This is a genomic window from Pseudomonas sp. FP603 (assembly GCF_030687415.1).
GTDB classification, from domain to species: domain Bacteria; phylum Pseudomonadota; class Gammaproteobacteria; order Pseudomonadales; family Pseudomonadaceae; genus Aquipseudomonas; species Aquipseudomonas wuhanensis.
In genome coordinates, this window is record NZ_CP117431.1 from 5,596,594 (window position 1) to 5,615,610 (window position 19,017).

Sequence of the window (19,017 nt, forward strand, 5' to 3'; positions counted from 1 at the left end):
CTGGAACATTCGATATCCGTTCAGTCAGCCAACCAGGCAGGCCTTTTCGGTCGAGAACGTTTCGAAGGAAACTTCTTCGCCTGAGGCCACTTGCGCAGCGCTTGCAAATAAACAAGAAGCTCTTGATATTCACTGTCAGAAAGCGTGGTGGCCTTCATCAGTTCCACCTCATCACGATGTCGGTCGCGTAGCCAGACCACGCGGTCAAACGTTTGATCACGCCACGCCTTTGCTTCCTGTGAAAGTTCTTCATCCGACAAGGGGGCAAGTTCAACCAGAACCGGCAATCCTTCATCATCATGAGCTCTCGCGGTTCCCGCTTTTGGATTGGCGATTACGGCGTCATAACGCTCGTCATCAATTTCAACGGCATCCTCGGGAAGGCTAATGTGATAACCCGCCAGGTAGGTATTGCCGGTCGTGCGGCTGTAAAATCTCTTCATCTCAGTTACCCACGCTCAAGACACTGACCCAGCCAGTGCCACCGGAATTACTCATGACCTGAACTTGACTGGCGTCGAGGTAAGTCACCAAGGGCGGAGTGGTGATATCGAGGAACGGCGCATTACCTGATGACGAATAACCGGCCCAAGCGCCACGACATTGATTTTTAAAGGCCAGCGGCCACGGTTTGGATACATAACCGTTATTGACGGCGACATAGACCATGACCCACTGAATCATGAAACCACCCAACCAACTCGGAAACGCGATGTAGCCGTTTTCTGCAAAGCTGTAGGAAACCCCGAACGCCAGTTTTTTCGGGGTAACAATCGTAGTGTCATCAACAGCGGCATTGACTTGGGCCTGAGTCGAAATACGTGCCCAGCCGAACATCGACTCGGTGGCCTGAAGCAACTTCTTCTCTATCGCTTGAAAGACACGAATGGGCGTCATCAGTTTGTTGGCGCTTACACCGGATTCGGCCTCTTCCTTGCTCGCCAGAGATTCATTTTTGTTCCTCTCGACAATCGCTGAAATCGCCGCTTTCAGCTGAGTGCTATCGCTTTCGTCCGGGACAATGCCAGCGTCGACAATCGCATTCACAATTTCATCCGTGACGCTGTTGCCCCACCTCGCCGGAATCAACGACCCCGGCGTCCCGGTCAACGGGTTCTCATCCACAAACTTCCCATTCACCAACCCGGCGCTGGGCACACTCTTCGGATAATCCATCCCTCTACTCCCTAGTCATAATTGATGTGCACCTTGGTATGCGCCGGTGCGCTGCGGTGGATCAAACACTCCAGTGCCGAGCCCGGATTCACGCCGAAGCGCTCGCCCCAGTAACTGGCGCCAAAACGTCGTCCCAGCAGCAATCGCCCACCGGTATTCAGCGTCCACATGAATTGCGCTTCCCAAGTGCCCCAGTGCGCCGCGCCGAAACGCGAACGCCCCATACGTGGGGCTTCCAGTTCGGTGATGGTGGCGTTCGGGTAACCCTGGCTTTTGGCGATTTCGAGGTAGTAGCCGACGGCCTGGCTGCCGACCGCGAGCAGGCGGCGGCGTACCGCGAGACGGCGGTCGTCGAACAGTGGCGTGGCGCCCAGGCATGGGTCGGGAAGGTTCATTACCCGCTCCCAATCGGGTACCAGTTCGCTGACCCCAGCCGGGTCCATTTCGTTGAGCAGGTCGGCGGCACGGGCGTCGAGGCGGGCCAGCTCCAGGGCGACGCCTTCGAGCACTTCTTCGAGTTCAGGAACTTGTTCGGGGTCCCAGGCCGGCCCGCTAGGCAGCAGGCTGCGCAGTTGGGCGTGGTATTGCGCGGCGGTTCTTATGTCCCCCATACGCAACCTCCGAATGTCAGCAATTCGCTTTGATTGGCGGGGACATCGGCGACAGGCGAGGTGAGTGAGTGGTCGTATTCACCACTGGCGCTGCTGATGGCTTCACGGATGTGACTGATCAACAACTTCTGGCCGAGGTCGGCTTCACGGTTATGCAGGTCTCGCAGCTGCGCTTCGACGGCGGCGCGTATGGCGGTGGTGTCGGGGGTCAGCGTCAGGTGATAGACCACCGGTACCTGAACCGGCCGCTGCACATGCACCTCGGCGGTGACCGGGCGCAGCGGCTCGATGTAGGCCTGGACTTCGGCCAGTTGTTCGTCATTCGGCACCGGTTGCGGGTCGTCGTCACGCATGATGAACAGGCTGACCGTGCCCGGTCCCAACAAACCGCCACGACACCAGGCGCGGGTCACGCCGGGGCACTCCAGTGCCCAGGTTTCATAGTCCTGGGCCGAACCGCCGTGAGGGATGATGCGGTAGGAGCGGATCACCCGCGAGCGCAGCGACTCCAGGCTTTCCCGCGCAACACCGCCGCTGAGCCCCGGCGTCAGCACGGTGAAGCTATTGCCGACGATACCCGCAATCGGTTGCACCGGAATCAGCGCCAGACCGGCCTCGGCATTGCCCAGGCTACCGGCCTCGAGCGCGGCGATGGTGGTGCTGTTGAGGCCATTGCTGGTGGTGCGTGCGGCGGTCACTTTGTAGGTGCGACCGTCGCTTGATTGCAGCAGGGTGTCGACGTCCAGCACCGCACCGGCGCTGGCGGTAAAACTGACACTGCCGCTGGCCGCTTGTGCGGCTTTGCGCGGCTGGTTCAGGCGCAGTGCGGCGATCCGTTCCAGGGTCGATTCATCGGCCTTGTCCGGGAGGATCTGCTCGGCGATCCAGTCCAGGTAACCATACAGGCCGTAGGCGGCGCCACCGAGGGTGCGGGCCAGCACTTGCGCATCGGACTGGCGCAGCGAATCGCTGGCCAGGTCGCTTTGGGTGCGTTTGATCAGCACCGGCAGCGAAGGGGTTTCAAACGGCATAGATCACCTGCCAACTGTTATCGGGGTTGATGTCCAGGCGTTCGCCGTCGGCCAGGGTCAGGACCGTGCGCAGGTTCAGGCGCTGGGCGTCGAGGCGTTCGCTGATGATGTCGATGGCGCTGCAATGGCCATCGTCGATCAGCCATTGGAGGGCTTCGCGGGCGTAGAACTCGGCGTCCATCTGGGTCTGGCGGGTCAGCTTGACCCGGCGCAGCAGCCACAGCCGCGAACCGATGCGGTCGTCGGCCACTGTAGGAAAGCTATCGCCCCACCAGCCGAAACGCTCTTCATCGTCGAGGGCATCGTCATCGGCGGCGCGGCGCCAGGTGAACAGGCTGATCAGCACCGAGCGGGTCAGTGCGGCGTGGAGGTTTTGGCTGATCAACATCACTGCCCTCCCGCCGGTACGCCGGTCTGGCCGTTGCCCGCTTGCACGCCGACGTGCACGTGTTTGATCTGGCTGATTGCGCCGGCAACTTGATCGCCGGTGGACACGATTTTTCCAGTCTGATTGATCACGGGTGTGTCGAAGTTGACTGCACTGCTGGCGCGGATATTCAGGGTGGCGGTTTCGATGTCGATGATCCGCCCGCGCTTGAAGTGGATCTTGTCGCCTTCGTCGGTGTAGATCGCCACTTCGCCAGGGGTCAGGGACTGGAGGCGATAGCGGCGGTCGGCAACTACCAGCACGATGGCGTGGGAGCGATCACCGCCCAGAAACGTGGCGACACCTTCGGCGCCGGCCAGTGGGTTGCTGGTGAAACCGTAGGGTTCGAAGTGTTCCATGTCATCGTTCACTTCGCCGGCGGTGAGGCGCATTTGCAGCGATTGAAGCTTGGTGGCCGAGTTGGCGAGCACGACAGTGCCGCGCGCCAGGAGGCGTGTCAGTAGGCTCATTGGATTTTCCTTGAAGGCGACCGCCGCTCTTGTGGGAGCTGGCTTGCCTGCGAAAACGGCGGATCAGTCACCTTGATGTTGAATGTGCCGCCGCCATCGCGGGCAAGCCCGCTCCCACAGGGTCGAGTGTGGGGTCAGGTTTTCTTCGGAGGCTCTGGATTGGCGTCGAAGGTATGCGGCGGTGCGACTTGCAGGGTGGTGACCGAACCTTGTGCCGACAGCGAATAGGTCACCTTCGAGATCAGCATGTCGTCATCGAACCCCAGCACCGGATCCTTGACCCGCACCAGTGTGTTATGACGCCACAGATCGCCGTTGGATTGCCGCCAGCCCTGCACCTGATAGGTAGTAGCTTTGGCCTTGCCCACGCGAGTGGCGCTTTCCCAATTGGCCCGTTGCAAGGCGAGATCGGGATTGATCTGCATGCCTTCGTTGATCACCGTGACCCGCCGACGCTTGTAGCTCAGGTCGGCGGACACCGATTCAACCTCGCTGACCGCCGCCCCGCTCTTCTTGTCCGTACCCTTTTGCTGACCGATGACCCGGTATTCGGAGAACACCTGGCTGTAATCCATCGGCGCGTTGGCCGAGAGAATATTCTTGCCCAACTCCAGCGCATCGCTGGCCCGCCCACCACTGCCAGGCCGGGCCAGCACCAATCGGCCCTGGGCATCATCGGTGGAAAACACCCGAAACAATGTCAGCAAGCGGTCGATGGATTGAAACACCGTTTCCCCCGGCACGATGGTGTGACTGCTGAGCCGGGCGGTCTCGGGAATTTCACTGACCACAAAGACCTTGTAGGTGATCGCCAGCGCTTCGACGATGCTCAACAGCGATTGCTCATGCCATTGATTCGGGCGGTTGGTCGCGGCGCAATCCACCAGGTCCTGGGTGCAGGAACTGCCTTCGATGTTCAGGCTGATCTGCCGCCCGTCATAACTGATCGGCGCCTTGAACACATACCCGGTCAGCACCAGATCCTGGCCGATGCGCACTTCACAGGCGTCACCGGGCTGGATTCGCTGGTCCACGGTCTGCCCCGGCCATTGCCAGGTGATGTTGAGTTTAAAAGTGCGGAACTGACGCTCCAGATCCGCCGTGATTTCCACGCTTTTCCAGCCACCGTATTCCAGGCCGCCGACGGTCAATGTGACGCGGTTATCCATGTCGTTCATGGCTCACTCCCCGGAGACTTTCACATCGTTCGGCGCGTACCCCGGATGGGCAATCCCGTTGCGCTGAGTCACTTCGGTGACTCGCGTGGCATCGGCAAATTGCCGGTAGGCCACGACGACGGCTGGCAAGCTCTCCTGAAAGGATTTGCTGACCAGCCGCACACCGGACGACGCCACCGCCTTGAGGTGCGCATTCAACGCCTGCTTCACATCATTGATGGCCTGGTAGTGCGCGGGACTGGCCTTGTTCAATGCCAACTGGATCGCTTCGTTCAGCTCCTTTTGCAACAACTGCAAATCGTCGGTGACCGGCACTTCCTGACGGATGACCGGCTGCACGGTCTGCTGATCCAGCGACGGCGTCGACGACAGTTTCACCGGGGTCGACGCCACCGGCATCGAGGCGACCCATTGCGCCACTTTGACCAGCAACGTGTCCTGCACCAGATCGGCCATGGCTTGAGCCGCGGCCGTGGTGTCCTTGCCGGTGGTGAGCTTCGGCGCATCGGCCTTGCGGATGGCTTCGAGCTGTTGGGACACGTCGGCAATCACGCCACGATAGCCCTCCTTCGCGAAGTCCTTGAGCGATTTGATATCGCCGAGCAAGCCCTTGAATTCCGCCGCCACTTCCTTGGGTAATTCCTTGACCGCTTTGACCAGCTCGGTGATTTGCCGGTACTCCTCGATCAACGGTTTGAGCTGTTCCTGGATCACTTCATAGACCCCGGTCAGGCTGTTGCGCAGATTGGCGATGCCGATCCGCGCAGCCTTGATCAGGGTCATGGCCTGTTCGAAACGGGCCACTGCCGAGCCCAGCAGGGTGTCGGCCTTGGCCAGCAGCACCTTCTGCGTGCTGACCGTGGCCGTCGGAAACGGCAGCGGTTCATCGGGGTAAAACTTCAGCGCAAAGGTCACCAGCCCGCCGTCCTGGCGGGTGTGGGTCATGTCGCACTCGCCGACCTTGACCTGCAAGCGTCCCAGCCACGGATGCACCAGTTCGCCACTGCCCTGCTCCAGCGCCTTGAGCAGTTTGTCGCGCTGCTCCAGGCAATCGGGGCCGACGATGAACGCCGTCAGATCATGGATCTTCGCCTGCTGGCCAAGGCCCTCGAAAAACGGCAGATCCCGCTGCGGATACTCGTGCAACTGGCCCTTTTTACCGACCGGGGTTTTCGCCTGATCGACCCAAAAACCGACACCGCGAAAGGATGCCGGCAACAAACGGTCACGCCAGTTCATTGGAACCTCCCAGCGACAGCGAGCGATAGCCGATGCGCGAATTGAGCGACAGCCCCGGTTGATTGGTTTGCGGTTGATCGGTGCGCAGCCCGGCCGGCGCGTTTTCGAAGCGAACCGTCAGGCCGCCTTCGAGTTGCGTGCGGTTGTTGGCGGCGGTTTGCTGGATCAGGGCGCTGGAGTTTTGTGTCAGGGAATCGGGCTGCATCGGCGACCTGATCGGCAAGCTGCCGGGAGCCGTCAGCGCGCTCGAGGCTGGCTCGGAAGCGTCACCAAAGAACGCCGCTGCTGGCGCAAATTCACCCTTGCCTTCGGCATTGGTTTTCTTTTGCACCTCGGTGAAGCCTTCGACCTTGCCGGTAATTTTGGCGATAAAACCACCAAAACTACCGCCCAGCATCTCCTGGATCGGCGCCAGAATGGCCCGGAGCTTTTCCGCTTTTTCACTGAAAAACTGAACCACAGATGCCCATGTTTCGCTCAGTGCGTCCAAGGGCGACCAAGTGAACAACCCGCCGAGGTAGGAAAAGAACGCCTGCGCTCCAAGTTTGATCGACTCCCAGTAGCCCGAGAACATGGCAGGCACCTGATCCCAAGCCGCGGCAATAGCGTCCAGCGGCACCCAGTCGAACAGGCTGCGCAGTTTCTCCTTCACCGGCACAGTCAGTGCCACGAGCAGATCCCAGATCGCCGCAAACAAACCGACAACGGCCCCCCAGTTGTTCAGGATCATTCCGTAGGGCGTCCAGGCAAACCACGCCTTGAGGAAATCGAATCCCGCACTCACGACTGCTTTCACTCGATCAAAAATATCCGAGAAAACTCCGCTGATCGGCGCCCAATAACTGACAACCTTTTGCCAGAGCCCGGCGAAAAACGTCGAAATCGGCTCCCAGTTGGCAATGATCAAACCGGCCGCCAGGGCGATACCCATGGCAATCAGCATGATCGGATTGGTCTTGAGCACCATGCTCATCAGCTCGAACACTTGCGTCGCGCCGGTCACGGCGGTTTGCATCGCCGAGAACGCAATGGCCCCTGCCGCCAGACCTTCGACCAGTTTCGGGTTGTCATCGAGCAGACTGCCAAACCCAACCAACAACGGTTGAAGACCTGCCGTTACCGTAGCGACGGCAGGCTGCAAGGCCGTGTTGGCCGCGACCGACACCTGCTCCATCGAGCGGCTGAACACATTCATGTTTTGCGTGGCACTCGCTGGCGCTTTGGGCAAATCAACGCCTTCGGCCGATTCGCTGACCTCAGTCAATTTGCCCTTGAAGGCGTCGGATGCTTTGATCCCCTCCACGAACGGCGTGATCACGCTGCCGCCCTTGAACAGACCGCTGATGTCCAGTTTGCCGAGGCCGGTCTGCTCCAGGTTGTTCTTGAAGCGCTCGACTTTTGCCCGAAGGGCGCCGAGCTTGGGTGACAGTTCATCGATGCCGGTGAGCAGCACCGAGGTTTTCTCTTGTGTTTGTGTGTCTGCCATCACTGCACCTGCTGCATCGCATTGATCCGTTGCGCGTGCTCCAGCGATTCGCGGAGCACATCCAGTGGCCTGGCCATCATCTGTTCGGGGTCAACCTTCCAGAACCAGGCCAGGTCATAGGCGACTGCGATCAGGTCGGTGATGGCTCCGACGCCGCACTCATGAAAAAACTCGCGACGGCCCAACTCAGCGTATTGAGGTCAGCCAGATCCAGCTGGTTGACCGACGACGGCGGGATGCCGGCGCACACCGCGATGTATTTGGCCGCGACGTCCATGTCGAGGCTGACCTCTTCGCTCTTGTCGATCTTGTACGGCAGCGCCTTGATCGCCCGCACTTCCTGCACCGTCGGACGGCGCAGGTTGAGTTCGGTCAAGGGCTCGCCGTGGGCTTCGATCGCAACTTGAAGCTTCACGGCGTTGCTCATTGCCAGGTCCCCTTGATGCCTTCGAATTTCAGTTCGATGGTGGCGTCGTCGCCTTTGGATACCGGCTCTTCCACCAGGTAGGCGCCGGCCAGCACGTAGACTTTGCCGTTGCTGAATTCGCAGGTGACGGTCATGTCAGTGCCTGCGATCAGTTGCTTGAGCGGGAAGTCTGCGGTGTGCAGCGCCGTCACTTTGAACGACGGCGCGATGTCGGTTTCCTTGTAGAAGCCCGGCACGACGGTTTCCCGTTTAACGGCCATCAATGGTGCTTCGCAGCCGCCGTTGATGGTCAGTTGAGCGCCGTCCACTTTGACGTAGCAGGTGCCCGCAATCAGTTGACCCATGGTGTTTCTCCCTTCAAATAAAAAGCCCACGCGAGGTGGGCTGAATTCACACAGTCAGCGCAGCGATCAGGCTGCGTCGTCGTACTGCAGACGGAACTGGTTGAGCAGCGCGAACACGCGCAGGCCGTTGATGTAATCCGGCGGGAACAGCACGTTGACCCGGCTCGGGTCTTGAACATCGCGCTCGACGATCAGGTGTTCGGCGAACAGCTCGGCGTTTTCCACGTGGCCTTCCAGTTCGAGCTTGGCGTACTGGGCAATTAGCTCACCGCGAATGGTGCTCGGGGTGACGATGGGCTGGCCGGCGCCGAAACGGGTGCCGTCGGAGGCCAGTTTGTGGCGACCGTATTTGCTGGTGATCACGCTTTGCAGACGACGCACGATGAACGCCGACTGGTGCATGGTTTCGCTGTCCAGATAGGAGTTATCTGCCTGGCCGTAGGCGTTCTTCTGATAGGTGGTGATCGAACGCTGAATGCGCACGTAGCCGCCTTCGTAGTACGCGGTGGCAATGCCGTAGTTGAGCAGCGACTGACGCTCGGTCAGGGTGAAACGCTCGCTCGCCGGTGCCGGGTCGAGACCTGGCAGGCTGCCGCTTTGGGTCGGACGGCTGGCGTCGGCAGAGATAAACACCGAGGTGCGCGCAGCCAGTGCCGCGGCCTGCACCCAGAACGGTTGCGGTACGCCCGGTTCCAGCGCCTGGATGGTCATGTGCTGGTCGTTACGCGCCTGACCGGCCGCCACCAGCGTACCGATGGTGCCGCGCTTGGCGCTGTAGACGTGACCGAACAATTGCTTGGCCCAGGACCAACGACCGGTGCTGTCATCCATGACGGCTTGCCAGGTGTTGAGGGTCGACAGATCCGACCACGGCATGCAGATGAACTCGAACGGTTCATCGCCCAGCGCCGCCACGGCGGCGACTTGATCCGGTACACCGGCGCCGCCAGTCATGGCGGTGATGGCCGAGGTCAGGCCGGCCGGGGTTTCTTCGCCGTTGCTCTTGCCCAGGCGATTGAATTGCAGGCTGATGTCGTTGCCGCTGTCGCCGGTCCATTTGGCGCTCAGGGTGACGATACCGTCGACCGCTGCAGCACTGACCGGCAGATCGGCGGATGCATTGATTTTCAGTGCCAAGGCCGTGGCCGCTTGGGCCGCAGTGGCACCGTTGACGATGGCCGCTTGAACACGAACGCCGCCGACGTACAGGTTAAGCACGCCGCTCTGGGTCGCGGCACCGGTCAGGGTCAGCACACCTTTGGCGATGCTGCCTTCAGTGTTGTGCAGCGGCAGGCACCAGATCTCGCCGATCGGATCGGTCTTGCGCCAGGTTTCGTACATCGAGGCGAGCATCGAGCCTTGGCCGCCAATGCTTTTGGCCAGCGCCACGCTGGACACCAACACCAGTTTGCCGACGTCGGCTGGTACGATGTTGTCGTTGACCTGAGCGACGATCAGGCGGCGCATGGCCGACGACGCGCTATTGGCGGCCGAGTTATCCATTTCGGCATAGAACAGCGGAACACGAATGTCCGCGGGGATGTTGCTGAATCCGATCGCCATTATTTGGCTCCCTGTGGTTTCGCCGCTTTCACGGCTTTGGTAGTGATATCGCCATCGGCCAGACGTCGACGCCACCAGGCGTTGTCCGGCACTTCACGGCCCTCGAGGGGCAACAGATCGCCCGCTTCCGGGTCCGGCACGACACGGCCCGGGGCCGGCAGCACGGTGATGCGTTTGCTCATGGGGTTACGTCTCCAGAGAAAGTCAGTTCCAGGCGCCCGTCGGGGCCTGGGCGTTGCAGATTGGGGTCCGCCGGATCGATAGCATCGACCCGCACGGTGACCCCGGTAAAGGACGACAAACCGTCCAGTTCACGCTCGTGCCAGCTCTCCGCCGGCTGACCCGGCAAATTGCGACCGAGCTGGAATTCGGCAAAAAAGCGCAGTCGATACAGCACGCGGCTGCTGTTGATGGAAACCAGTTCGCCGCCGTCGTACTCGATGGCGTCGTAGTCGCTGCCGGGCTTGAAACCCACCAGAGCGCGCCAGAGTTCGGCGCGCAGGTCATGCAACAGATCCAGCGCTTTTGTAGCGTCCGTGGTGTCGAGTACCAGGGTTACTTCGAAGCGGTCGCGGATGGGTTGCAGCATCAGGTTTTGCGCGACGCTCTTGCTCGCCAGATCGGCAATCGGCACCACATAGGCGCAGGGGGTTTGCAGCGGGGTGTTGGCTTGCAGCGTGGCGAGGTCGATGCCGGCGGCCACGCGATTGGCCAGGGTTGGGCATTGATCGCGCAGTTGTGTGATCAGGGCTGTGATCTTCATAGTTCTTCACCGGGCAATAAAAAACCCGCCGCGGCGGGTTTGAGTGAACGGTACTGGCCGTGGGAAACCCGCGTCCTTGCGGGTCAGTGCGGTATGCACTCTGGACGACGCTCCTTCGGATTGAGAGATCAATGATCCTGAGACGTATCGCGCGGTGGAACCTCACAAACACCAATCCGCTTGGCGGCCCAACGTTCGTAAAGCCCTATGGCCACGTCCGCACCGGCCATCGCCGTCAGGCAGCCAAAGGCACCGGCGGCCCAGATCGACACGCCGGCGGCGTACAGCAGCATGATTGCCGAGACCCCGCAGATCATGCAGGCCCCGGAACGCAGCGCCAGACGCCGCAGCAGCGACCAGCCACGGGCGCCCTCCTTGTCGGCGCGCCACATTTCGCCGGACACCCCGCCCACCAGGGCGAGAACGATGACCAGCCAGATCGGCATGTCCAGCAACGCTTGTTGCTCGTTTGTCATGTCACGCCTCCTGGGGGTGATTGATGAGTGATATGTGTTGAGTTCAAACGATGTCTCTTGAGGTAGGCATTCCAAAAAGCCCGGCATTGGCCGGGCTTTTCAGTAATGCGGTCCTTCGCCTTCCTTGGCCAATGGCCTGAAGGGAGTTGATCTTTCGGCGCTACTGGCGCGGTACGGATCCATTCAAATTGTTTTTCCGACCGCGGTCCCTGCCCGCCGGATAACTGCTTCTGGTGCTTTACGCTGCACACCCGGGTCAGTTGCCAACCCTCTGAACCGTTGAGGCCGGTTCATCGCTGCCTTTGTGGTGGAACTAAAAAGCTTCGTTTCGAGCCGCTTTGTTGAGTGGCTTGAGACAAAGAATATGCATGGATGCATATACAGTCAATGCATAAATGCATTTATTTATGCATCACCAATGCATAGACGCATGAAAGCCCCGCAGGCAAAGGCGTTGGCGGTTTTGGACAGGCGAAAAAAAACCCGTCGGGCGACGGGTTTTATCTGACAGTGGTGAGGTTAGCGGGCGTACATGCCCCACCAGAAGACGTGACCAAGGATGACGATTTGCTCTTCCTGGATTTCCTGGAAGCTGTAGTCCTCGTCCGGATGCTCATCGCGATTGAAGCTGCGCAGGCGAATGCCTGTCGGTAGGCGATAAAGCTGCTTCACCCGCAACTGGCCGTTGTGGTTGATGGCGTACAGGTCGCCGTCGACGATGTCGCCAATCCCGCATTTACCGGCATTCACCCCGACCGTGGCGCCATCGCGCAGCACCGGTAACATGCTGTTGCCGCGCACGGTCACGCATTTAGCCTGGTCGAACTGCACGCCGTTGTGGCGCAAGCTACGCTTGCCGAAGCGCAGGCTAGAGCGCTCGCTCTCTTCGATGACGAATCTTCCTGATCCAGCGGCCAATTCAACCTCGCGAAGAAAGGGGACCGACACCTCGTCATCATCGACGGGCGTATCGTCGTCCCACAGGCTTATGTCCTTGAGTTCCGAGTGCGACTCATCGCGCCCGGCGCTGGCGGCGCGCGCGACATCCGCACGGCCACGCAACTGATCGGTGCTCACGGAGAAGTATTCGGCAATCTTCGAAATATGTTTATCCGAAGGATCGACGATCTTCCCGCTGAGGATCCGCGAGAGAGTGGATTGAGGCACGCCGGTGCGACGGTGAAGCTCCGTGGGGGAGATCCCGTGCTGATCGAGCAGCGCTCTTAAGACGGTAGAAACATTGCGTTTTTGCATAACGCGCATAGTGCTTGATCTTTTTTCGGAAGACAAATGCTGATTTGCATAGATCGTGCATAGTCGGCAGAAATGTACCGGGAGGCTTTCATGCCTGCGTCAGGCAGACCGCCCATGGTAATCTTGCGCCCATCGCGGAAAAGCCGGGCCGATGCCCCTCCTTTGCCCTACACCTTTCAACGAGTTTTCCTGAATTTCCGATGAATAAAGCCCTCTCCGATCTGTCTTCCCACACCCCGATGATGCAGCAGTACTGGCGCCTGAAGAACCAGCACCCTGACCAGCTGATGTTCTACCGCATGGGCGACTTCTACGAGATCTTCTATGAAGACGCGAAGAAGGCCGCCAAATTGCTGGACATCACCCTGACGGCTCGTGGGCAATCGGCGGGGCAGGCCATTCCGATGTGTGGGATTCCTTACCACGCCGCGGAAGGTTACCTGGCGAAACTGGTGAAGCTCGGCGAGTCGGTGGTGATTTGTGAGCAGGTCGGCGACCCGGCCACCAGCAAAGGCCCGGTGGATCGTCAGGTGGTGCGGATTATCACCCCCGGCACGGTCAGCGATGAAGCGCTGCTGGATGAACGTCGGGACAACCTGATCGCGGCGGTACTGGGTGACGAGCGTCTGTTCGGTCTGGCGGTGCTGGACATCACCAGCGGCAACTTCACCGTGCTGGAGATCAAGGGCTGGGAAAACCTGCTGGCGGAACTGGAGCGGGTCAACCCGGTTGAGCTGATGATCCCGGACGACTGGCCGAAAGACTTGCCGGCGGAGAAACGTCGTGGGGTTCGTCGCCGTGCGCCGTGGGATTTCGAACGTGATTCGGCGCTGAAAAGTCTTTGCCAGCAGTTTTCCACCCAGGACCTGAAAGGTTTCGGCTGCGAGAACCTGACCTTGGCTATCGGCGCTGCTGGCTGCCTGCTCAGCTATGCCAAGGAAACCCAGCGCACCGCCCTGCCCCACTTGCGCAGCCTGCGTCATGAACGCCTGGACGACACCGTGGTGCTGGACGGCGCGAGCCGTCGCAACCTGGAGCTGGACACCAACCTGGCCGGCGGTCGTGACAACACTTTGCAATCGGTGGTCGATCGCTGCCAGACCGCCATGGGCAGCCGTCTGCTGACCCGCTGGCTGAACCGTCCGCTTCGGGATCTGACCGTATTGCTGGCGCGACAGAGCTCGATCACTTGCCTGCTCGACGGTTACCGCTTCGAAAAACTACAACCGCAGCTCAAGGAAATCGGTGACATCGAGCGGATACTGGCGCGGATCGGCCTGCGCAATGCCCGTCCTCGTGACTTGGCGCGCCTGCGCGATGCCCTCGGTGCATTGCCAGAGTTGCAGCTAGCGATGGCCGAGCTTGAAGCCCCGCACATCATGCAACTGGCGACGACCACCAGCACCTATCCGGAACTGGCGGCGCTGCTGGAGAAAGCCATCATCGACAACCCGCCGGCGGTGATCCGTGACGGCGGCGTGTTGAAAACCGGTTACGACAGCGAACTCGACGAGTTGCAATCGCTCAGCGAAAATGCCGGGCAGTTCCTGATCGATCTCGAAGCCCGGGAAAAGGCCCGTACCGGCCTGGCTAACCTCAAGGTCGGCTACAACCGCATTCACGGCTACTTTATTGAACTGCCGAGCAAGCAAGCCGAGTCGGCACCGGCGGACTATATCCGTCGCCAGACGCTCAAGGGTGCCGAGCGCTTCATCACCCCAGAACTGAAAGCGTTCGAAGACAAGGCGCTGTCGGCCAAGAGCCGCGCCCTGGCGCGCGAGAAGATGCTCTACGAAGCGCTGCTCGAAGACCTGATCGCCCAATTGCCGCCCTTGCAGGACACCGCCGCCGCACTGGCCGAGCTGGACGTGCTGAGCAACCTCGCCGAGCGTGCACTGAATCTGGACCTGAACTGCCCACGTTTCGTCAGCGAGCCGTGCATGCGCATCACCCAAGGTCGGCACCCGGTGGTCGAACAAGTACTCACTACGCCGTTCGTGGCCAACGACCTGAGCCTTGACGACAACACACGCATGCTAGTGATCACTGGCCCGAACATGGGCGGTAAATCCACGTACATGCGTCAGACCGCATTGATCGTACTGTTGGCGCATATCGGCAGTTTCGTGCCGGCGGCCAGTTGCGAATTGTCCTTGGTCGACCGAATCTTCACCCGGATCGGCTCCAGCGATGACCTGGCAGGTGGACGCTCGACCTTCATGGTCGAAATGAGCGAAACCGCGAACATTCTGCACAACGCCACCGAACGCAGCCTGGTACTGATGGACGAAGTCGGTCGCGGCACCAGCACCTTCGACGGTCTGTCCCTGGCCTGGGCCGCGGCTGAGCGTCTGGCGCATCTACGGGCCTATACCCTGTTCGCCACCCACTATTTCGAGCTGACAGTGCTGCCGGAAGCCCAACCGCTGGTGGCCAACGTGCACCTCAATGCCACCGAACACAACGAACGCATCGTGTTCCTGCACCACGTGTTGCCTGGGCCTGCCAATCAGAGCTATGGCCTGGCGGTTGCGCAGTTGGCCGGTGTGCCGAGTGAAGTGATCGTGCGTGCTCGTGAACATCTGAGCCGACTGGAATCCACAGCGCTGCCTCATGAGGTTCCGAAGCCGGCCAAAGGCAAACCGGTCACGCCGCAGCAGAGCGACATGTTCGCCAGCCTGCCGCACCCGGTGCTGGATGAACTGGCCAAACTTGATCTGGACGACATAACACCGCGTCGTGCACTCGAAATGCTCTATACACTAAAGACACGGATCTAACGCACTTGCCTGCAAGCTGTTAGAATCTCGCGCGGTTTGGGATGCTGCAGGCTAATAGCCTGGCCTGCAGACTATACTATCGCTCTCAAACCTGGCGACCCCAACGTGAAGGGGCTCCGCTGCCGCCGCCTGAGGAGAAAATTAGAAATGACCTTCGTCGTCACCGACAACTGCATCAAGTGCAAGTACACCGACTGCGTAGAAGTCTGTCCGGTGGACTGCTTTTACGAAGGCCCGAACTTCCTGGTGATTCACCCGGATGAGTGCATCGACTGCGCACTGTGCGAACCAGAATGCCCTGCCGTGGCCATCTTCTCCGAAGATGAAGTGCCGGCCGGCATGGAAAACTTCATTCAGCTGAACATGGAATTGGCCGAGGTATGGCCGAACATCACTGAACGCAAAGATCCATTGCCCGATTCCGCTGAATGGGATGGCAAGCCAAACAAAATCGAACACCTCGAACGCTGATTTCCCTCGCGTTCTCGAAAAGGCCCCCTTGTGGGCCTTTTTGCTTTTCTGCAGGCAAAAAAAAGGGGCGGTTTGACCCGCCCACATTTTTTCCCTATTCCTTGTGTTCCTTTTCATCGTCCTGATGAACCGCTTCCTGCGATGTCCGTTCCCCTCTTCCTTGAAGGGCGTGTCTATCCGTCGACACAGTTCAAATACTAGAGAATTCCCCACTAAGAGCAATCGGCCTCCGTCGCTGAAATCGACTGTCACATGCCGTTAATCTAAAAAAATAATCATATAAATCAATAAGATAAACAAACACAACAGATTAAATAGACAACTACCAGGGTGTAAAAATAACGAACACTTACGAAAGAGTAAGCAAAGTCTTACAACACGAGACTACAAACCTGAGGCGGTGCAAAAAACAACGCACTTCTCATATTCCCGGAAACAAAAAGCCCCAAACCAAGTCGGGGCTTTTTGTACCGGCAGAACGAGTTGCTTATTGGAACAGCGACTCACTCGACAGGCCGTTTTTCTCGAGAATCTCCCGAAGACGCTTGAGGCCTTCAACCTGGATTTGCCTGACCCGCTCCCGGGTCAAGCCGATTTCCAGGCCTACGTCTTCAAGTGTGCTGCTCTCGTGACCTCGCAAGCCGAAGCGGCGTACGACCACCTCGCGTTGCTTGTCGGTCAGCTCCGAGAGCCACTGATCAATGCTCTGTGACAGGTCGTCGTCCTGCAACAGTTCACATGGATCGGTCGGGCGGTCGTCGGTCAGGGTGTCCAGCAGGGTTTTATCCGAATCCGGACCCAGCGAGACGTCGACCGAAGAAACCCGCTCGTTCAGGCCGAGCATGCGCTTGACCTCGCCTACCGGTTTCTCCAGCAGGTTGGCGATTTCTTCGGGTGAGGGTTCGTGATCGAGCTTTTGAGTCAGCTCCCGTGCAGCTCGTAAGTACACGTTGAGCTCTTTGACCACATGGATCGGCAACCGGATGGTCCGGGTCTGATTCATGATCGCGCGCTCGATGGTCTGACGAATCCACCAGGTGGCGTAGGTCGAAAAGCGGAATCCGCGTTCGGGATCGAACTTTTCTACTGCCCGGATCAGGCCGAGGTTGCCCTCTTCGATCAGGTCCAGCAGCGACAGCCCACGATTGACGTAACGCCGGGCGATTTTCACCACCAGCCGCAGGTTGCTTTCAATCATGCGCTTGCGTCCGGCCGGATCGCCACTTTGCGACAAGCGCGCAAAATGAACTTCTTCTTCCGGGGAGAGCAATGGGGAAAAGCCGATTTCGTTGAGGTACAGCTGCGTGGCATCGAGTGCCCGTGTGTAGTCGATGTACTTGTGTTGCTTAAGCGAAGCGGAGTGTTTGGATTTGGCACGAACGGAAGGTGGTGCATCCCCTTCATCATTCGACATCGAATCCGTGGCGATGCCGGTCTCCATCAGGAGAACCTCATCGTCGATGTCAAACTCCGGCACTTCTTTACTGAGAGCCATTGTTATAGTCCTTTGGTGAGTTCGACCTCAAGCTCAAGCGGCGCCTTGATCCCTGGCAACGCTGGAGCCTGTTCCCTCTACGTGACGGAACAGGCTGGCTAACAAATCAACGACGTGGCAGGAATTGCAGCGGATCTACAGGTTTACCTTGTCGGCGAATCTCAAAATGCAGTTTCACCCGGTCTGTACCCGTTGACCCCATTTCGGCAATTGTCTGTCCGACTTTGACCTGCTGCCCCTCCCGAACCAACAGCCTGCGGTTATGTCCGTAGGCACTGACGTAGGTGTCGCTGTGTTTGATGATGACTAATTCGCCGTAGCCCCTTAAGCCACTCCCGGCGTATACCACCGTCCCATCAGACGCAGCTAAAACAGGCTGTCCCAAATCTCCGGCGATATCAATTCCTTTATTCAAACTACCGTTTGAAGAGAATTTACCAATCAGAATGCCATTAGAAGGCCACCCCCAGCCCGTCGGGGCCGGACCGGCAGGAGGTAGTGGAGCAGGTGCCGGCTTGTTGGCGACGGACGGTGCAAGCACTGTTGTGCTGGTCGTCGCGCCATTTGCCTGACGCCGAATTACAGTGGTTTTACTCGACGACGAAGGCGAGGAACTGGACGAACTCACTACCGCCGTCGGTGTTGAACCACTGCGACCGTCGAAGCGAATTGTCTGACCCGGATGGATCGTATAAGGCGTAGGAATATTGTTCCGTGCCGCGAGGGCTTTGTAGTCCCAACCGTAGCGAAAAGCGATGGAGAACAAAGTGTCCTTGGGTCGGACAATGTACTGGCCGGTGGTCACGGCCGGACGCTGGGCGACCGCGTTGTTGCGATCGACGACGCTCGCACTCCCTGATTTGGTGCTGGAACATCCGACCAGCAAGGTACTCAAGACAAGGCCAGTCACCAGACGCTGAAAGCTCGTTATACCCATTCGCTGCGCAATGACTGTGAGACTCACCCGCCGCTCCCTTTTTGGTGGCTGATAATGTGGATTGCCGTGCTCCGGCACGAAATGTCGAAAGTATAACGGGCCGAACAGGCTTTACCTTTAATGAAGCGAACTCGCTTCACGCACACGTTTGCTGCCTGACGATGAATTCCGTTTAACCAATCGATGCCGCTGTAAGACCCAGGCAATCGAAGAGAATTCAGCGTGCTTAAACAAATGCTCAGGCCAACGGCCCATTGAGCAATGGCACAAAGCGCACCGCCCCCAGAACACGTCTTGAAAAGCCCTGTTCTTCACGGATGATCAACATCAATTGTTGAACTTCACCGGAGCCGACCGGAATGACCAGTCGCCCACCCGGTGCCAACTGATCGAGCAGTGCCTGAGGCACGTCGGTGGCCACGGCGGTGACAATGATGCCGTTGTAAGGCGCCAGCGCCGGCCAGCCTTCCCAGCCATCGCCCCAGCGAAACACCACGTTGCGCAGGTTCAGCTCCACCAGGCGCTCCTTGGCCCGGTCTTGCAGAACCTTGATGCGCTCCACGGAAAAAACCCGCTCGACCAATTGCGACAGCACCGCCGTCTGGTAACCCGAACCGGTGCCGATTTCCATCACCTTGTCCAACGGACCGGCTTCCAGCAGCAGCTCGCTCATGCGAGCCACCATATAAGGCTGGGAAATGGTCTGGTTATGCCCGATCGGCAGCGCCGTATCTTCATAGGCGCGATGAGCCAACGCCTCATCGACGAACAGATGACGCGGGGTGCGGCGGATGACTTCCAGCACCTTGGCGTTGGATATTCCCTCTTCATAGAGGCGCTGAATCAGACGCTCACGGGTTCGTTGAGAGGTCATCCCGATACCGCGATG

The 19,017-nt window shown here is 59.3% G+C and carries 20 protein-coding genes and 1 pseudogene; 2 read left to right on the forward strand and 19 right to left on the reverse strand.

Going from position 1 to position 19,017, the window contains the following annotated elements; translation table 11 throughout:
- Positions 1-20 precede the first annotated feature (20 nt).
- The 16 genes and pseudogenes from PSH65_RS25920 to PSH65_RS25995 all read right to left on the reverse strand — a co-directional run bounded on the left by PSH65_RS25920 (position 21) and on the right by PSH65_RS25995 (position 12,445).
- Positions 21-443 carry a tail fiber assembly protein gene (locus tag PSH65_RS25920; protein ID WP_305423175.1) on the reverse strand — a complete coding sequence of 141 codons (423 nt, stop codon included), beginning with the start codon at positions 441-443 and terminating at the stop codon, positions 21-23.
- 534 nt (positions 444-977) lie between these two features.
- Positions 978-1,176: pseudogene (locus PSH65_RS25925) on the reverse strand (hypothetical protein); the annotation flags it as partial.
- Between the two features lie 11 nt (positions 1,177-1,187).
- Positions 1,188-1,787, reverse strand: coding sequence for a YmfQ family protein (locus PSH65_RS25930; protein WP_305423177.1), 600 nt, complete (start codon positions 1,785-1,787; stop codon positions 1,188-1,190).
- On the reverse strand, positions 1,775-2,818 hold the full coding sequence (locus PSH65_RS25935; RefSeq protein ID WP_305423178.1) for a baseplate J/gp47 family protein: 1,044 nt from the start codon (positions 2,816-2,818) through the stop codon (positions 1,775-1,777). Before PSH65_RS25935 ends, PSH65_RS25930 begins: the two co-directional genes overlap by 13 nt.
- Positions 2,808-3,206: a phage GP46 family protein gene (locus tag PSH65_RS25940; protein WP_018926967.1), complete on the reverse strand. Its 399-nt coding sequence runs from the start codon at positions 3,204-3,206 to the stop codon at positions 2,808-2,810. Before PSH65_RS25940 ends, PSH65_RS25935 begins: the two co-directional genes overlap by 11 nt.
- On the reverse strand, positions 3,206-3,715 hold the full coding sequence (locus PSH65_RS25945; protein ID WP_305423179.1) for a phage baseplate assembly protein V: 510 nt from the start codon (positions 3,713-3,715) through the stop codon (positions 3,206-3,208). Before PSH65_RS25945 ends, PSH65_RS25940 begins: the two co-directional genes overlap by 1 nt.
- A 134-nt stretch (positions 3,716-3,849) precedes the next feature.
- The gene (locus PSH65_RS25950) at positions 3,850-4,893 is read right to left on the reverse strand and encodes a phage baseplate assembly protein (RefSeq protein ID WP_305423180.1); all 1,044 of its coding nucleotides are present in this window, start codon (positions 4,891-4,893) and stop codon (positions 3,850-3,852) included.
- Positions 4,894-4,896: 3 nt separating this feature from the next.
- Entirely contained in the window at positions 4,897-6,132 is a 1,236-nt protein-coding gene (locus tag PSH65_RS25955; RefSeq protein WP_305423181.1) for a DNA circularization protein, read from the reverse strand.
- Positions 6,119-7,618, reverse strand: coding sequence for a phage tail protein (locus PSH65_RS25960; RefSeq protein ID WP_305423182.1), 1,500 nt, complete (start codon positions 7,616-7,618; stop codon positions 6,119-6,121). Before PSH65_RS25960 ends, PSH65_RS25955 begins: the two co-directional genes overlap by 14 nt.
- 130 nt (positions 7,619-7,748) lie before the next feature.
- On the reverse strand, positions 7,749-8,045 hold the full coding sequence (locus PSH65_RS25965) for a phage tail assembly protein (RefSeq protein ID WP_018926972.1): 297 nt from the start codon (positions 8,043-8,045) through the stop codon (positions 7,749-7,751).
- Positions 8,042-8,389, reverse strand: a complete 348-nt coding sequence (locus PSH65_RS25970) for a phage tail tube protein (protein ID WP_007907215.1) — start codon at positions 8,387-8,389, stop codon at positions 8,042-8,044. Before PSH65_RS25970 ends, PSH65_RS25965 begins: the two co-directional genes overlap by 4 nt.
- A 66-nt stretch (positions 8,390-8,455) precedes the next feature.
- Positions 8,456-9,952, reverse strand: a complete 1,497-nt coding sequence (locus PSH65_RS25975) for a phage tail sheath subtilisin-like domain-containing protein (protein ID WP_305423183.1) — start codon at positions 9,950-9,952, stop codon at positions 8,456-8,458.
- A complete protein-coding gene (locus PSH65_RS25980; RefSeq protein ID WP_007907211.1) occupies positions 9,952-10,134 on the reverse strand; it encodes a DUF2635 domain-containing protein in 183 nt (60 codons plus the stop codon). Before PSH65_RS25980 ends, PSH65_RS25975 begins: the two co-directional genes overlap by 1 nt.
- The gene (locus PSH65_RS25985; protein WP_305423184.1) at positions 10,131-10,715 is read right to left on the reverse strand and encodes a hypothetical protein; all 585 of its coding nucleotides are present in this window, start codon (positions 10,713-10,715) and stop codon (positions 10,131-10,133) included. Before PSH65_RS25985 ends, PSH65_RS25980 begins: the two co-directional genes overlap by 4 nt.
- Before the next feature lie 128 nt (positions 10,716-10,843).
- On the reverse strand, positions 10,844-11,191 hold the full coding sequence (locus tag PSH65_RS25990) for a phage holin family protein (RefSeq protein WP_038979169.1): 348 nt from the start codon (positions 11,189-11,191) through the stop codon (positions 10,844-10,846).
- A gap of 519 nt (positions 11,192-11,710) precedes the next feature.
- The gene (locus tag PSH65_RS25995; RefSeq protein ID WP_305427054.1) at positions 11,711-12,445 is read right to left on the reverse strand and encodes an XRE family transcriptional regulator; all 735 of its coding nucleotides are present in this window, start codon (positions 12,443-12,445) and stop codon (positions 11,711-11,713) included.
- Positions 12,446-12,645: 200 nt separating this feature from the next.
- On the opposite strand from PSH65_RS25995, the gene mutS reads away from it, so the two are divergent.
- Both mutS and fdxA read left to right on the forward strand, forming a co-directional pair.
- Positions 12,646-15,225, forward strand: a complete 2,580-nt coding sequence (mutS, locus tag PSH65_RS26000) for a DNA mismatch repair protein MutS (protein WP_305423186.1) — start codon at positions 12,646-12,648, stop codon at positions 15,223-15,225.
- Between the two features lie 147 nt (positions 15,226-15,372).
- On the forward strand, positions 15,373-15,696 hold the full coding sequence (gene fdxA / locus PSH65_RS26005; protein ID WP_305423187.1) for a ferredoxin FdxA: 324 nt from the start codon (positions 15,373-15,375) through the stop codon (positions 15,694-15,696).
- 487 nt (positions 15,697-16,183) lie between these two features.
- Here fdxA and rpoS read toward each other — a convergent pair whose 3' ends face one another.
- The 3 genes from rpoS to PSH65_RS26020 form a co-directional block, all read right to left on the reverse strand.
- Entirely contained in the window at positions 16,184-17,191 is a 1,008-nt protein-coding gene (rpoS, locus tag PSH65_RS26010; RefSeq protein WP_007907200.1) for an RNA polymerase sigma factor RpoS, read from the reverse strand.
- Between the two features lie 106 nt (positions 17,192-17,297).
- Positions 17,298-18,155 carry a peptidoglycan DD-metalloendopeptidase family protein gene (locus PSH65_RS26015; RefSeq protein WP_305423188.1) on the reverse strand — a complete coding sequence of 286 codons (858 nt, stop codon included), beginning with the start codon at positions 18,153-18,155 and terminating at the stop codon, positions 17,298-17,300.
- Positions 18,156-18,366: 211 nt separating this feature from the next.
- On the reverse strand, positions 18,367-19,002 hold the full coding sequence (locus PSH65_RS26020; RefSeq protein WP_177318845.1) for a protein-L-isoaspartate(D-aspartate) O-methyltransferase: 636 nt from the start codon (positions 19,000-19,002) through the stop codon (positions 18,367-18,369).
- Between the last annotated feature and the right edge of the window lie 15 nt (positions 19,003-19,017).

Coding starts and splice junctions, on each gene's coding strand:
- fdxA (WP_305423187.1), top strand. CDS start 15,373: ATGACCTTCGTCGTCACCGACAACTGCATCAAGTGCAAGTACACCGAC.
- PSH65_RS25935 (WP_305423178.1), bottom strand. CDS start 2,818: ATGCCGTTTGAAACCCCTTCGCTGCCGGTGCTGATCAAACGCACCCAA.
- PSH65_RS25985 (WP_305423184.1), bottom strand. CDS start 10,715: ATGAAGATCACAGCCCTGATCACACAACTGCGCGATCAATGCCCAACC.
- PSH65_RS25965 (WP_018926972.1), bottom strand. CDS start 8,045: ATGAGCAACGCCGTGAAGCTTCAAGTTGCGATCGAAGCCCACGGCGAG.
- PSH65_RS25975 (WP_305423183.1), bottom strand. CDS start 9,952: ATGGCGATCGGATTCAGCAACATCCCCGCGGACATTCGTGTTCCGCTG.
- PSH65_RS26020 (WP_177318845.1), bottom strand. CDS start 19,002: ATGACCTCTCAACGAACCCGTGAGCGTCTGATTCAGCGCCTCTATGAA.
- rpoS (WP_007907200.1), bottom strand. CDS start 17,191: ATGGCTCTCAGTAAAGAAGTGCCGGAGTTTGACATCGACGATGAGGTT.
- PSH65_RS25955 (WP_305423181.1), bottom strand. CDS start 6,132: ATGAACTGGCGTGACCGTTTGTTGCCGGCATCCTTTCGCGGTGTCGGT.
- PSH65_RS25950 (WP_305423180.1), bottom strand. CDS start 4,893: ATGAACGACATGGATAACCGCGTCACATTGACCGTCGGCGGCCTGGAA.
- PSH65_RS25920 (WP_305423175.1), bottom strand. CDS start 443: ATGAAGAGATTTTACAGCCGCACGACCGGCAATACCTACCTGGCGGGT.
- PSH65_RS25945 (WP_305423179.1), bottom strand. CDS start 3,715: ATGAGCCTACTGACACGCCTCCTGGCGCGCGGCACTGTCGTGCTCGCC.
- PSH65_RS25960 (WP_305423182.1), bottom strand. CDS start 7,618: ATGGCAGACACACAAACACAAGAGAAAACCTCGGTGCTGCTCACCGGC.
- PSH65_RS25995 (WP_305427054.1), bottom strand. CDS start 12,445: ATGCAAAAACGCAATGTTTCTACCGTCTTAAGAGCGCTGCTCGATCAG.
- PSH65_RS25990 (WP_038979169.1), bottom strand. CDS start 11,191: ATGACAAACGAGCAACAAGCGTTGCTGGACATGCCGATCTGGCTGGTC.
- PSH65_RS25970 (WP_007907215.1), bottom strand. CDS start 8,389: ATGGGTCAACTGATTGCGGGCACCTGCTACGTCAAAGTGGACGGCGCT.
- mutS (WP_305423186.1), top strand. CDS start 12,646: ATGAATAAAGCCCTCTCCGATCTGTCTTCCCACACCCCGATGATGCAG.
- PSH65_RS25980 (WP_007907211.1), bottom strand. CDS start 10,134: ATGAGCAAACGCATCACCGTGCTGCCGGCCCCGGGCCGTGTCGTGCCG.
- PSH65_RS25940 (WP_018926967.1), bottom strand. CDS start 3,206: ATGTTGATCAGCCAAAACCTCCACGCCGCACTGACCCGCTCGGTGCTG.
- PSH65_RS25930 (WP_305423177.1), bottom strand. CDS start 1,787: ATGGGGGACATAAGAACCGCCGCGCAATACCACGCCCAACTGCGCAGC.